Origin of the sequence: Acinetobacter sp. YH01025, from assembly GCF_013420185.1 — a bacterium.
Classification (GTDB): Bacteria; Pseudomonadota; Gammaproteobacteria; order Pseudomonadales; family Moraxellaceae; genus Acinetobacter; species Acinetobacter indicus.
Map to the genome: position 1 here is coordinate 84,050 of NZ_VOYR01000007.1, position 13,478 is coordinate 97,527.

11 protein-coding genes are annotated in these 13,478 nt (G+C 49.1%); 4 read left to right on the forward strand and 7 right to left on the reverse strand.

The features are described 5' to 3' along the window. The first annotated feature begins 89 nt into the window (after window positions 1–89). Together alc and FTT89_RS08940 are read left to right on the forward strand one after the other, a co-directional pair. Complete coding sequence (alc, locus tag FTT89_RS08935; protein ID WP_104513177.1) at window positions 90–1,097, forward strand: allantoicase; 1,008 nt, start codon at window positions 90–92, stop codon at window positions 1,095–1,097. 104 nt (window positions 1,098–1,201) lie between these two features. Further along, window positions 1,202–1,711, forward strand: a complete 510-nt coding sequence (locus tag FTT89_RS08940; RefSeq protein ID WP_104500929.1) for an ureidoglycolate lyase — start codon at window positions 1,202–1,204, stop codon at window positions 1,709–1,711. Window positions 1,712–1,733: 22 nt separating this feature from the next. Here FTT89_RS08940 and FTT89_RS08945 read toward each other — a convergent pair whose 3' ends face one another. Beyond that, on the reverse strand, window positions 1,734–2,801 hold the full coding sequence (locus tag FTT89_RS08945) for an RNA-guided endonuclease TnpB family protein (RefSeq protein ID WP_180134209.1): 1,068 nt from the start codon (window positions 2,799–2,801) through the stop codon (window positions 1,734–1,736). A 196-nt stretch (window positions 2,802–2,997) separates the two neighbouring features. On the opposite strand from FTT89_RS08945, the gene FTT89_RS08950 reads away from it, so the two are divergent. After that, a complete protein-coding gene (locus tag FTT89_RS08950) occupies window positions 2,998–3,783 on the forward strand; it encodes a sulfite exporter TauE/SafE family protein (protein WP_180134210.1) in 786 nt (261 codons plus the stop codon). Window positions 3,784–3,892: 109 nt separating this feature from the next. Beyond that, entirely contained in the window at window positions 3,893–5,308 is a 1,416-nt protein-coding gene (locus FTT89_RS08955) for a DASS family sodium-coupled anion symporter (RefSeq protein WP_104484343.1), read from the forward strand. Window positions 5,309–5,591: 283 nt separating this feature from the next. Here the strand turns inward: FTT89_RS08955 and urtE are convergent, their stop codons facing one another. From urtE to parE, 6 genes are all read right to left on the reverse strand, one after another. Then, window positions 5,592–6,290: an urea ABC transporter ATP-binding subunit UrtE gene (gene urtE, locus FTT89_RS08960; protein WP_180134211.1), complete on the reverse strand. Its 699-nt coding sequence runs from the start codon at window positions 6,288–6,290 to the stop codon at window positions 5,592–5,594. Between the two features lie 10 nt (window positions 6,291–6,300). Further along, window positions 6,301–7,119, reverse strand: coding sequence for an urea ABC transporter ATP-binding protein UrtD (gene urtD, locus FTT89_RS08965; RefSeq protein ID WP_016658717.1), 819 nt, complete (start codon window positions 7,117–7,119; stop codon window positions 6,301–6,303). After that, the gene (gene urtC, locus FTT89_RS08970; RefSeq protein WP_180134212.1) at window positions 7,116–8,189 is read right to left on the reverse strand and encodes an urea ABC transporter permease subunit UrtC; all 1,074 of its coding nucleotides are present in this window, start codon (window positions 8,187–8,189) and stop codon (window positions 7,116–7,118) included. Before urtC ends, urtD begins: the two co-directional genes overlap by 4 nt. A gap of 4 nt (window positions 8,190–8,193) precedes the next feature. After that, entirely contained in the window at window positions 8,194–9,822 is a 1,629-nt protein-coding gene (gene urtB / locus FTT89_RS08975; protein ID WP_127800273.1) for an urea ABC transporter permease subunit UrtB, read from the reverse strand. 93 nt (window positions 9,823–9,915) lie between these two features. Further along, entirely contained in the window at window positions 9,916–11,199 is a 1,284-nt protein-coding gene (gene urtA / locus FTT89_RS08980) for an urea ABC transporter substrate-binding protein (protein WP_160255399.1), read from the reverse strand. 390 nt (window positions 11,200–11,589) lie between these two features. Further along, a complete protein-coding gene (gene parE, locus FTT89_RS08985) occupies window positions 11,590–13,470 on the reverse strand; it encodes a DNA topoisomerase IV subunit B (protein WP_005180875.1) in 1,881 nt (626 codons plus the stop codon). Between the last annotated feature and the right edge of the window lie 8 nt (window positions 13,471–13,478).

The following is a 13,478-nucleotide window of genomic DNA, read 5'->3' on the forward strand; positions in this document are numbered from 1 at the left end:
GCCTGCTGTGCAAGCCGAATCTGGCGCCACTGCCTGATTTCGATGCAAGGCCGTGCCTGCTGTGAATGAACAATAAATGGAAGAGAATTATGGCCACTTTAATTGCACCAACATTTGACCTACCGCCCCAGCTTCAAACACTGACCAACCTGGCAGATACCCGTATTGGTGCAAAAGTTATTGAATGTTCAGATGATTTTTTTGCCGATGCGCAGCGTATGCTGCAATTTGCAGCACCAGTATTTGTGGAAGATAAATTTGATGATCATGGCAAATGGATGGACGGCTGGGAAACCCGCCGCAAGCGCCATGCCGGTTATGACTGGGCCATTGTCCAGTTAGGTGTGGCTGGCAAAATTCAGGCGCTGGATATTGATACCACCTTTTTTAGCGGTAACTATCCCGCTTCAGCCAGTGTCGAAGCCTGCTATGCGCCGCAAGGTAATCTGGAGCAGGCCGAATGGCAGCCGCTTTTAGCCAACAGTATTTTGGGACCCAGCCAGCATCATCTGTTTGAAGTCAGCTCTGATGCGGTCTATACCCATGTGCGTCTGAATATTTTCCCCGATGGCGGTGTGGCACGTTTTCGCGTATATGGCGAGGTGAAAATTCAGACCACAGATCATCAGGGTACACTGGATTTACTGGCGCTTGAAAACGGCGGCCGGGTAATTGCCTATAGCGATGCCCACTTTGGCCATCCACAGAACCTGATTAATCCGGGTCGTGGCATCAATATGGGCGATGGCTGGGAAACCAAACGCCGCCGCGCACCCGGCTTTGACTGGTGTATTCTGGCTTTGGGACAGGCCGGCCAGATTGAAAAAATTGATATCGACACTGCCCATTTCAAGGGCAACTACCCGGCAGAAGTGTCGATTCAGGCGGTGTACATTGAAGATGCCACCGATCCGCAACTGATTCCACAAAGCATGTTCTGGCCATTTTTACTGGAGGCGCAGCCCATGCAGATGGACCATGTGCATTCCTTTATCGAGCAGATTTTAAAGCACGATAAAATCTCGCATATCCGGGTCAATATGATTCCCGACGGCGGTATCAGCCGGATTCGCCTCTGGGGCACACTGGTGGACTAACGCACCAGCGTCGCTGTTGGCCCACTCCACAGGCTGACAGCGACCTCCATCTCTACCAGTTGATGATGACCATAAAAATACCCGCCCTGGAACTCTCAAACAACATGAAAAATACCATTCAGATTCAAGCATTGACCCTGGACAATTTTGCCCCTTTTGGTGAAGTGATTAGCTGTCAGGGACATGACTATTTTCATATTAACCATGCCCAAACCGAGCGTTATCATGCGCTGGCCATGACGGAAATTCTTGGTGAAGCACAAGCAGGCATTAGTATTTTCCGCAATATCCAGAGTACCCAAATACCGTTTCAGGTAGCAATGCTGGAGCGCCATCCTCAAGGGTCGCAGGCTTTTATTCCGATGCAGGGGCAAGCCTTTCTGGTGGTGGTGGCACCGGGTTTAAATGCAGATGAGCCGGACATCAGCCAGCTTCAAGCATTTATTAGCGATGGTTCACAAGGCGTGAATTACCGCGCCGGGACCTGGCATCATCCCCTGCTGACGCTGGAGGCACCCAGCGATTTTGCCGTGATTGACCGGATTGGCTCTGGTCCCAACTGCGATGTATATGAATTCAACTCACCCATCCAGATTGTTTCTGCCCAGATTTAATTCTCCATTTGGTTTGACATCCTCACCCACCTGAAAGGAGGGTGATTCCTACTGCTAGACGCTTATGCCCAAGCGCAAGTATGTTCTTGGCGGAGTTTAAATCGCGTTGATTTACACTTCCGCATTCACATTCCCATACTCTTATTCGCAAATCTGCTCTACCTTTCGGACTGCTTGCGGTGATTGCACCGCAGCTCGAACAGGTTTGGGTTGTGAATCTCTCGTTGACTTCCTCAAACATGACCCCTGCGTTCTCGCATTTATACTTGAGCATGGTTTTGAGTGTTGAAAATCCTGTATCTAAAACAGATTTCGCCATTTTAGTTTTTACAAGTTTGTTCGCACTTAGATCACCAACGACAATCAGTGCATTGTCTTTCACCAGCTGGGTGCTAGCCTTGTGCAAATGGTCTTTACGACAGTTTGCAATCTTGGCGTGCAATGCACGGACACGCTTTTTATTTCTCGCTCTCTGAGCAATCCCTAATTTCTGTTCATATTGATGGTAGAACTTGGGATTGGAAATGATCGTACCATCTGAACAGGTAGCAATATCTTTTAAGCCTAGATCAATACCCACGGCTTTTGTGGCGGTAGGTTTGTCTTGTTTGGGTGAATCAACCACTAAGCAGACATACCAACGTCCACGACTATCCTCTACAGATGAGCCTGTTTTAATGCTGTATTTCGATAATCCGTAACTATCCCATAGCTTAAATTGATGCTTGTCATACTGAACGTATCCATCGGCGTATTTAATAGCGACCTTTTTAAAGGGTATCCAACCCAGTGATCTTCTTGCTGATTTCTTATTACTGACACGCCATCTCAATTTTAATTTTTTGAACTGTTTTCTGCGAGTGACCAATTCTTCTGTTACAGCCTGAATGGTTTGGCTATGAAGACTACATTCCTTTGATGCGCCTTTCGTGTATTTAGCAATATCGTATGCTGAAAAGAATTGTTGTTTGCGCTGTAGGTGTTTGAAACACAAATCATTGACATAGTTCCAGACAAAATTAACTTCAGATGCCAATTGGTCTAGCACCTTTGTGTGACTGTTTTTTATGCGTAATTTAAGTGTTTTCATGGGCTTATATTAGCTCATATTAGGCTTAATATATTGTTTTTTAGCAAAAAAACGACATTTCATGTCGTGTCGCTTATATCTCTGACTGAAAGACAGAGGTTTACGCTCCATTTGATAAAAAATAAGCCGGCTTGCCCTTTACAAGCCCAGTATGTGCATGTTTTAGTCAGTACTCTGCCAGTCCGTTGAAATACGCATGTCTAAAGCCGACCTGATGGTTCTGATCTTTTGTATCATTGCTGCCCTGTTACACGGGATCAGCGGCTTCGGCTTTCCTATGGTCAGTACCGCGGCCATCTCCACCTTGTACCCGCTGTCGACCACGGTAGCCTTTGTACTATTACCCTGCCTGATCCTGAATCTGTTTTTACTCAATAGCGACCCCGAACGCAGCTTTCTTCAGGCGCTGCGCTATTATTCCGGTCAATATTGGGGCCTGATTATCAGCAGTCTGATCGGAAGTGTATTCGGTGTGCAGTTACTGCTACATCTAAATGATGGCTATCTCAAACTGCTGATGGGGCTGTTTATTTTATGGTATGTGCTGGATCAGTTTCGCAGCCAGCCCCTGCGCATTCAGGCCAGTCTGAAAAACATGCTGCTGTTTGGTCTGCTGGCCGGTGTGATCGGCGGAGCCACCAATGCCATGGCACCCTTTCTGATGATGTACCTGCTGAGTACCGAACACAGCAAAACCGAAATTGTGCTGATCAGCAACTTGAATTTTGCGGTCAGTAAACTGATTCAGCTGCTGCTGCTTTACCCGGTGATGCTGCAATTTAAATCTGAACAATGGTCCTTACTGGGCTTATTAACCGTGGTGTCGCTGCTCGGGGTCTGGGCTGGCGGCCAGTTACGTACCCATATTTCCCAGCAGAAATTTCGCTGGCTGATTCTCAGCTTACTGGCCGTGCTCGGCGGCTCAGCCCTGTGGCAAGCTGTGCAACTCCTCAGGCAGAACCCGCATTTTTTTGTGGTTTAATCTTCACTTAGCTGCAAAATAATCAATTTATACTTTGCCCCCCTGCTTGAAAAATATTAAATAATAGGCCGATTACTCTAATTCCTATAAATCTATAAAAGGATCGTATATGAATACAGATACGTTAAAACCACCGGTCGAGGCCGCGCCGAAAGGCATTGTCAAAGGCTGGATTATTATTGTCATTGCCGCCCTGCTTTCTTGGGGCTTTTACCATATTTTGCCCTATGATGATTATGCCAATAAAGGCCTGAGCCTGCTGCTGTTTATCGGGATTTTATGGCTGACTGAAGCGGTGCATATCACCATTACCGCGCTGCTGGTGCCGGTGCTGGCCGTAGCGCTTGGCATGCCGATTGAAAATGCCAGCAAAGAACTGGTACCGATGACCACCACGCAGGCGCTGCGGACTTTTGCTGACCCGGTCATTTTCCTGTTCTTTGGTGGTTTTGCCTTGGCCACTGCCCTACATATCCAGAAACTGGACCGTAAAATTGCGATGTGGATTATTTCCATGTCTGGCGGGCATTTGGGGATTTCAGTGCTGGCCATTTTTGCCGTCACAGCTGCACTGTCGATGTGGATTTCCAATACCGCCACCGCAGCGATGATGCTCCCGCTGGCTTTGGGTCTGCTGTCGCACCTAGATTCAACCAAAGAGCGCTCTACCTTCGTCTTTATTCTTCTCGGGATTGCCTATTCGGCCAGTATTGGCGGCCTGGGAACGCTGGTCGGTTCACCACCGAATGCGATTGCTGCCAAAGCACTGGACTATGACTTCGCCGACTGGATGAAAATCGGTTTGCCGATGATGCTGATTTTACTGCCAGCCATGTTGGTCAGTTTATATCTGGTGTTGCGTCCGAAACTGAACCAGAAAATTCATTTTGAAACAGAAGTAATTCCATGGAACCGAACCCGTATCGCGACCATGATTCTGTTTATCTGTACCGCAATTGCCTGGATTTTTGGCAAAAAACTCAGCGAGAACTTTGGTATTTCATCTCCGGATACCTGGACCGCGCTGGTCGCCGCCTGTCTGGTGGTGATTTTAGGTACAGCCACTTGGAAACAGGTTTCTGAAAATACCGACTGGGGTGTATTACTGCTGTTTGGTGGTGGTTTAACCTTAAGTGCGATGTTAAAAGATTCAGGTGCATCGCTGGTGCTGGGTCAAACCGTTGCGGATGTATTTGGTACGGCATCACCGCTGGTGATTATTTTTGTGGTGACCATTTTCATTATTTTCCTGACTGAATTTACCAGTAACACCGCTTCTGCTGCACTGCTGGTACCGGTCTTTGCCGCCATTGCCGACCAGATGGGTATGCCAAAAGAAATTCTGGTGATTATTATTGGTATTGGTGCATCGTGTGCCTTTATGCTGCCTGTAGCAACACCGCCAAATGCAATTGTGTTTGGGTCCGGTCATATCAGACAGCGTGAAATGATGAGTGTGGGGATGGTGTTAAACATCCTGTGTACCTTCATTATTGCGCTGTTCGTGTACTGGTTCTTTAGCTAAACGCTCAGCATCCATCTAAAAGAGCACTGATTTCAGTGCTCTTTTTTTGTTTAATTTTTACCTATACACATTAAAAGTAGTGGGGGGTGAGTTCAGATCCAGCCAGTATGGCGGGTATTTTTTATGGAATGACAATTTCCCTCTCCTTTTCGGAGACAGGGAGAGGTGAAATTAAAGCCTCCACACCTCCCTTCTTGCGCTGCAAGATCAAGCCGTGCTGATCTCTTGCTCAGGGAGGCTTTGACTTGTTAAATCCCTCCAACCTCCCTTTGAGAGAGGGAAATTAAATCGCTACTAACTCCCGAATCCCTTTCTCCGGCATTTCCCTACCAGCACCTTGTGCAATCACCCGGCCACGCGCCATCACGGTATAGCCATCGGCCAGCTCTTCGGCAAAATCATAGAACTGCTCGACCAGCACAATTGCTATTTCGCCACTATCAGCCAGTTTACGAATCACCCGGCCAATATCTTTAATAATCGACGGCTGAATACCCTCGGTTGGCTCATCCAGAATTAATACCTTCGGTTCAGAAGCCAGCGCGCGGGCAATTGCCAATTGCTGCTGCTGACCACCGGATAAATCTCCGCCGCGGCGCTGCTTCATTTCATCCAGAACCGGAAAAATCTCGTACAGATGTTCCGGTACTTTTCGGGTTTTTGCGCCTTTAAATTTCGCCATCCCAATCAGGATATTTTCCTCAACTGTTAAGGTCGAAAAAATATCGCGGCCTTGTGGCACATAGGCCAAACCTTCACGCACGCGCTGCTCCGGACTAAGCCTGGAAATATCTTTGCCATCCAGCAGAATCTGCCCGGATTTAATCGGCAAAATGCCCATCAAGCATTTCAGCAAGGTGGTTTTGCCCACGCCATTACGCCCCAGCACCACTGAACATGCACCGACCGGAGCCTGAAACGATACATCGCGCAGGATATGACTGCCCCCATAAAACTGATTGACGTCTTTGACTTCTAGCATCGCGGTCTCCTTAACGTCCTAAATATTTTTCAATCACATCTTCATTGGCCTGAACTTCAGCCAATGTACCCTCTGCCAGAATGGCACCCTGTGCCAGCACCGTGACTTTTTCACTGATGGTGTCAATAAAGCTCATATCATGCTCAACCACAATCAAGGTATGATTTTTCTTCAGTTCCAGACACAGCTCCGCGGTACGTTCGGTTTCGGCATCGGTCATACCGGCCACCGGTTCATCCAGCAAAATCAGCTTGGGGCGCTGCATCAAGAGCATGCCAATTTCCAGCCACTGCTTCTGACCATGCGACAGCAATCCGGCTGGTTTATGCACCAATTCCTGTAAGCGGATTTGTGCTAGCGATTCTTCCAGTGCCTGTTGGGCATCGGGATCGAGCTTGCTAAATAGGCTTTTTTTTACCCGTTTATCTTTCGGGGCGGCAAGCAGCAGGTTTTCTATGACAGTAAAATTTTCAAATACTGTGGGTTTCTGGAACTTGCGTCCAATTCCGGCCTCGGCAATCTGTTCGGTGCTCATCTTGGCTAAATCATAGGTCTGGCCAAAAAAGGCACTGCCTTCGGTGGGACGGGTTTTACCGGTAATCACATCCATTAACGTGGTTTTACCGGCACCATTGGGTCCAATGATGCAACGTAATTCCCCTTCTTCGATATACAAAGACAAGTCGTTTAAGGCACGAAAGGCATCAAACCAGACACTGACTTTTTCCAAATACAGTGCAATACCGTGGCTAAAATCTGCGCCCTGTTCCTTGGGGCGGCCATAACCTTCAGCAGCATGGCCACCATGAGCTTGCAACAGTTCACTCATTCGCTCCGCTCCTTTTTAAAACGGTCAAACAGACCAATAATCCCTTTCGGCAGGAAGATGGTCACCACAATAAACAGCGCCCCTAAAATCAGTAACCACGCCTCTGGGGAAGCAGCGGTGAAATAGGTTTTGGCCGCGTTAATCACACCCGCGCCGAGCAAAGGCCCAATTAAGGTGCCACGACCACCCGCTGCGACCCAGACCGCCATTTCAATCGAGTTGACCGGGTTCATTTCACTCGGGTTGATGATGCCGGCTTGCGGCACATATAGCGCCCCGGCAATACCCGCGATCACCGCAGACAGTACCCAGGCCGACAGCTTGTACCACAGCGTGCGATAGCCCAGATATTGCAGACGGTTTTCACTGTCACGAATTGCACCCAGCACACGGCCATAAGGCTGATTCATCAGATGACGCAACCCGATAAAGCACAGCAGAAGCACCAGCGCGGTGATAAAACACAGGCTGGCCCGCATCGGCGCCGAGGTAATATCCATGCCCAAAATAGTTTTAAAGCCGGTAAAACCATTGTTGCCGCCGAAACCGGTTTCATTACGGAAAAACAGCAGTGCGGCAGCAAAGGTCATGGCCTGGGTGATAATCGAGAAATACACGCCCTTGATTTTGGAGCGAAAAGCAAAGAAGCCAAACACAAAGGCAATGATGCCCGGCACTAAAACGACCAGTGCAAGCGCCCACAGGAAATGTTCCGTACCGACCCAGAACCACGGTAACTCGGTCCAGCTTAAAAAACGCATAAAGTCTGGCAAGCCATCACTTGCAGATTGGCGCATCAGGTACATGCCAAACGCATAACCGCCCAGAGCAAAGTACAGGCCATGACCCAGACTTAAAATACCGGCATAGCCCCAGACCAGATCCAAGGCCAAAGCCACCAGTGCCAGACACATGATTTTGCCAATCAGGGTGACCCAATAAGCCGACAGATGCAGTGCCGAATCACTCGGCAACAGATGCAGCCACGGCAACAGCAGTAAAACTGCAAAACAGGCAGCAATGGCTGCTCCACTATAGGGTTTATCGGAAAGTAAATGTGTGATCTTCATGCGCTTACTCCACAAAACGGCCTTTGATGGCAAACAGACCTTGTGGGCGTTTTTGAATAAACAAAATCACAAGAACCAGAAGAATAATTTTGGCCAGTACTGCACCCATGCCAATTTCCAGCGCAGTCCCGCTAATACCCAGACCCAGTGCTGCCAGTACCGCACCCCAGACCTGACCAACCCCACCAACTACCACCACCAGGAAGGCATCAATAATGTAGTTCTGCCCCAAATCCGGGCCAACGTTCCCGACCTGCGCCAAGGCACAACCGGCAAGTCCGGCCAGTCCTGAACCCAGACCAAAAGCCATCATGTCGATGCGGCTGGAACGAATTCCGACGGCACGCGCCATCTGACGGTTTTGCGTTACAGCCCGCACAAACAGACCAAAACGGGTTTTATTGAGTAAATACACCAGCAACAACAGCACGGCGATGGTAAAGACAATAATTGCGATACGGTTATACGGCAGCATCAGGCTTGGGCTAATGGAAATGCCACCAGACAGCCAGGCAATATTGGACACCTCCACGTTTTGCGCGCCAAAGATCATCCGCACCAATTGCATTAAAATCAGGCTGACTCCAAAGGTGGCCAGCAGGGTTTCCAGCTGGCGGCCATAGAGCGGACGAATTACCGTGCGTTCAATCAGCATGCCAATTAAAGCGCTGACCAGAAAGGCTGCCGGAATCGCCACGATCAGGTACCAGTCCAGATAACTGCCAAAATGGCTTTTAAACAGGCTTTGCACCACATAGGTGGTATAAGCGCCAATCATGATCAGCTCGCCATGCGCCATATTGATGACTCCGAGCAGACCATAGGTGATGGCCAGTCCTAACGCCGCCAGCAGCAAAATACTGGCGGTACTGAGCCCGGAAAATAGATGGCCGGCCCATTCACTGGCCTGTAAGCGGGTCTGAATGGCGCTTTTGGCCTCCAGCAACACGGCTTTCAGTTCCGGATTCAGATTCGGCTGTTGCAGCTCCTGCTCCACCATGGCCAGTACATCGGGACGGTTGGAATCGGCCAGTACCTGGGCGGCCTGAATTTTCACCAGCACATCTGGCTGCTGATAATCCAGCCGTGCTTTGAGCTGGGCCAGACGCGCCTTCACCTTATTATTCCGTTCCTGTAAATACAGGCGATTGATCTGCGCCAGCTGTAATTCAGACAGATTGCTTTCATAAATATCGACAGCTTCAAGGCGCTCAGCCGCATCTTCTGACTGCATTTTTGAATGCGCCAGCGCAAAGGTCAGCGCTTTCTGCAAGGTATTCACCAGCGTGACCTGCGCCAGATCACTTGGCCAGTCGCTAACCGGCTCCAGTGCCGGATAATGCAGTAAACGCTCATCCGATTCCAGAATATAGGTTTGACCATTGGCGCCGCTATAGAGCTGCTGCTGTTCAACATATTGTGCAAGCTGATCCAGCTGTTCGAGGCTGCCGGGCCACTGGTTCAGTAAGGCACGGCGGCTGGCGAAATCACCTTGCACAAATTGCTGGATGGCATCGGCCTGTGTCACAGCAACGGCTGTCTGTGTTTGCGGCTGTTCGGCCTGAGCCAGCTGTATCGATAAAACTTGGGCAAAAATCAGAAAAATAGCGGCGATATTCACGCGAATATTCATTTTATATCCCCCTATTGTGTGTCCTCTTTTTTATAAGAAGGCAGAGAAATCGAAAAAAAACCTGCTGCCGAAGCAGCAGGCGTGATGTCAAACTTACTTCGGAAGGTAAGGACTCCAAGGTTCTGCCTGTAGGGTTTGCGGGGTTTTATAAACAATATCAAACTGGCCATCGGCACGGATTTGCCCGATCATGACCGGCTTATGCAAGTGATGGTTTGACGCATCCATTTTTAAGGTATAACCAGAGGGTGCTTTAAATTCCTGACCAGCCATGGCTGCACGGACTTGATCCACCTCGGTAGTGCCGGCTTTTTCTACCGCCTGCTTCCACATATTGATGCCGACATAGGTCGCTTCCATCGGGTCATTGGTCACCAGCTTGTTGGCATTTGGCAGTTTATAATCGACTGCGTACTGCTTCATTTTGTTGGTGAACTCGGTATTGACCGGATTTTTTACCGACATAAAGTAGTTCCACGATGCCAAGTGGCCGACCAGTGGCTTGGTATCAATACCGCGTAATTCTTCTTCACCCACCGAGAACGCCATCACCGGAATATCAGAAGCTTTGATGCCCTGATTGCCCAGTTCACGGTAGAACGGCACATTGGAATCGCCATTGATGGTGGAAATGACCGCAGTCTTTTTCCCAGCCGAGAATTTTTTAATATTGCTGACAATGGTCTGATAGTTGCTGTGCCCAAACGGGGTGTACTCTTCCATAATGTCCGCATCAGCAATGCCTTTTGATTTCAGGAAAGCACGCAGAATCTGGTTGGTGGTCCGTGGATAGACATAATCCGTTCCCAGCAGCACAAAACGTTCGGCCTGACCGCCCTCTTCACTCATCAGATATTCCACTGCCGGAATCGCCTGCTGGTTAGGTGCTGCGCCGGTATAGAAAATATTTTTCGACTGTTCCTGACCCTCATATTGCACCGGATAGAACAGCAGACCATTCAGCTCTTCCACCACCGGCAGTACCGATTTACGTGATACTGAAGTCCACGCACCAAAAATGACCGCGACCTTATCCTGAGTAATCAGCTGGCGCGCCTGCTCTGCAAACAGTGGCCAGTCAGAGGCCGGATCAACCACCACCGGTTCCAGCTTTTTGCCCAGCACCCCGCCATTGGCATTAATTTCATTGATTGCCATTAGCGCGGTATCTTTTAGCGAGGTTTCTGAAATGGCCATGGTGCCGGACAAGGAATGCAGGATGCCGACTTTAATGGTCTCACCGGTGCTGGCCGCTGGCTGGGCTGTGCTGGCACTGTCGCTACTTTCGGTCGATTTTGAGCAGCCGCTGAGCGCCACAACCCCGGCCATGCTGGCCACTAACATACTTTTTGAAAACAGATTGCGCTGGAACTTCATGAATTTCTCCACACTTATGCAGCACCTGAACATGGTGCCTGTTGTTCTATGACTGCAGCGGATAATTCAATTTCTATGCCAAACGCAAAACTGACAGGCAGATCTAGACGGGACAAGTAAGATTTAAATCATAAAAATTAGTTACTTATATTAATATAAAAAATGAAGCATAGCCCTTCAGCTACGCTGCACTGATCAGCACCACATACACCCAAGCAGAGTGCGCTCTAGAGTTTTTAGAGATATTGAAGGCTAAGGAGGCGCAAAAGTGAACAAAAAAAGTGCAACCCTATCCAGCCGTATTGCCTCATTTTGGAGAAAAAATCAGCGACATAAAAAAACCTGCACCAAGACGGGCAGGTTTTCTAAAATGATGAAAGTTTTAAGGTTTTAAACCACCAGATCAGCCAGATTGCCTTTTTGCTCTAGCCACTGCTTCCGGTCTGCGGAGCGTTTTTTGGCCAGCAGTTTATCCAGCAAACCGGCAGTGACATGAATATCATCCAGATCCAGTTGCACCAGACGGCGTGTATCCGGGTCCATGGTGGTTTCACGCAGCTGGCTGGCGTTCATTTCACCCAAGCCTTTAAAGCGGGTGATTTGCGGATTTTTGCTTTTGCATTTATTTAAAATGCCGTTGAGCTCATCTTCATCCAGTGCGTAATGTACATCTTTATTGTCATCAATCCGGAATAATGGCGGCATGGCCACAAATAAATGCCCTTCTTCTACCAAAGCCGGGAAATGTTTGACAAAAAGCGCACAGAGCAAGGTGGCAATATGCAGACCATCGGAGTCGGCATCGGCCAGAATACAGATTTTGCCATAACGCAGTTCAGACAAGTCATCTGAACCCGGATCAACCCCAATCGCAATGGCAATATCATGCACTTCCTGAGAGCCCAGCACCTCATCAGAAGACACTTCCCAGGTATTTAAAATTTTACCGCGAATCGGCATGATGGCCTGGAAATTCTTGTCACGTGCCTGCTTGGCCGAACCGCCCGCAGAATCCCCTTCGACAATAAACAGTTCCGATTCTTCACGGGTCAGACCGACACAGTCGGCCAGCTTGCCTGGCAGAGCCGGACCCGACACAATCTTTTTACGCTCGACTTTTTTGGCTGCTTTTAAACGGCGACCGGCCTTGGAGATGGCCATTTCTGCCAGTTGCAGCGCTATATCTGAATTCTGATGCAGCCATAAGGCAAAGGCATCTTTGGCAATATTCTGCACAATTCCGGACGCTTCACGGCTCGACAGACGCTCTTTGGTCTGACCGGAGAATTGTGGCTCCTGGAATTTTAGCGACAGGATATAGTTCACTCCATCCCAGACATCTTCGGCCGAGAGTTTCAAGTTACGCGGCAACAGGTTACGCAGCTCACAGAACTCGCGCATGGCATCGGTGATACCGGAACGCAAACCATTGACATGGGTACCGCCCTGCGCGGTCGGAATCAGGTTGACGTAAGATTCCTGAATGCTTTCACCGCCTTCAACATTCCAGCAAATCGCAAACTCTGCGCTGGCGCGTTCTGCATTGCCTGAAGAGACAAAGGCCGGCGCCGGAATAATCTCGCGGTCTTCCAGTTCATCCATTAAATAATCGACCAGGCCATTTTCAAACTGCCAGGTGATTTTTTCATCATTAATCTGGTCGATATAATTGATTTGCAGGCCAGCCGCCAAAACCGCTTTGGCTTTTAAATTATGTTTTAAGGCTTTTAAGGCAAATTTTGGCGAATCGAAATATTTGGCTTCCGGCCAGAAACGCACCAGCGTGCCTGACGCACGTTTTGGTGCTTTGCCTTCCAGCACTTCTAGTGGTCCAGTGGCTTCGCCCTGCTCAAAAGCCATTTTGTAGAGATTGCCCTGACGCTGTACATCCACTTCTACCCGGGTCGACAAGGCATTCACCACAGAAATCCCGACCCCGTGCAAACCACCGGAAAACTGGTAGTTATCGGTACTGAACTTGCCGCCGGCATGCAGCTTGGTCAAAATAATTTCAATTCCGCTCTGGCCATATTCCGGGTGAATATCCACCGGCATCCCGCGGCCATTGTCTTCTACTGCCAGCGAGCCATCTTTATACACGGTCACGCTAACTTTGGTGGCGTGTCCGGCCAGTGCCTCATCGACAGCATTATCAATCACTTCCTGCGCCAAATGGTTCGGACGCGAGGTGTCGGTATACATACCCGGACGGCGACGGACCGGATCGAGACCAGATAAAACTTCAAGAGATTGAGCCGTATATTGAGACACGTTGTACT

Excerpts from the sequence above, each read along its gene's own strand:
- alc (WP_104513177.1), top strand. The coding sequence starts at position 90 with ATGGCCACTTTAATTGCACCAACATTTGACCTACCGCCCCAGCTTCAA.
- FTT89_RS08940 (WP_104500929.1), top strand. The coding sequence starts at position 1,202 with ATGAAAAATACCATTCAGATTCAAGCATTGACCCTGGACAATTTTGCC.
- FTT89_RS08945 (WP_180134209.1), bottom strand. The coding sequence starts at position 2,801 with ATGAAAACACTTAAATTACGCATAAAAAACAGTCACACAAAGGTGCTA.
- FTT89_RS08950 (WP_180134210.1), top strand. The coding sequence starts at position 2,998 with ATGTCTAAAGCCGACCTGATGGTTCTGATCTTTTGTATCATTGCTGCC.
- FTT89_RS08955 (WP_104484343.1), top strand. The coding sequence starts at position 3,893 with ATGAATACAGATACGTTAAAACCACCGGTCGAGGCCGCGCCGAAAGGC.
- urtE (WP_180134211.1), bottom strand. The coding sequence starts at position 6,290 with ATGCTAGAAGTCAAAGACGTCAATCAGTTTTATGGGGGCAGTCATATC.
- urtD (WP_016658717.1), bottom strand. The coding sequence starts at position 7,119 with ATGAGTGAACTGTTGCAAGCTCATGGTGGCCATGCTGCTGAAGGTTAT.
- urtC (WP_180134212.1), bottom strand. The coding sequence starts at position 8,189 with ATGAAGATCACACATTTACTTTCCGATAAACCCTATAGTGGAGCAGCC.
- urtB (WP_127800273.1), bottom strand. The coding sequence starts at position 9,822 with ATGAATATTCGCGTGAATATCGCCGCTATTTTTCTGATTTTTGCCCAA.
- urtA (WP_160255399.1), bottom strand. The coding sequence starts at position 11,199 with ATGAAGTTCCAGCGCAATCTGTTTTCAAAAAGTATGTTAGTGGCCAGC.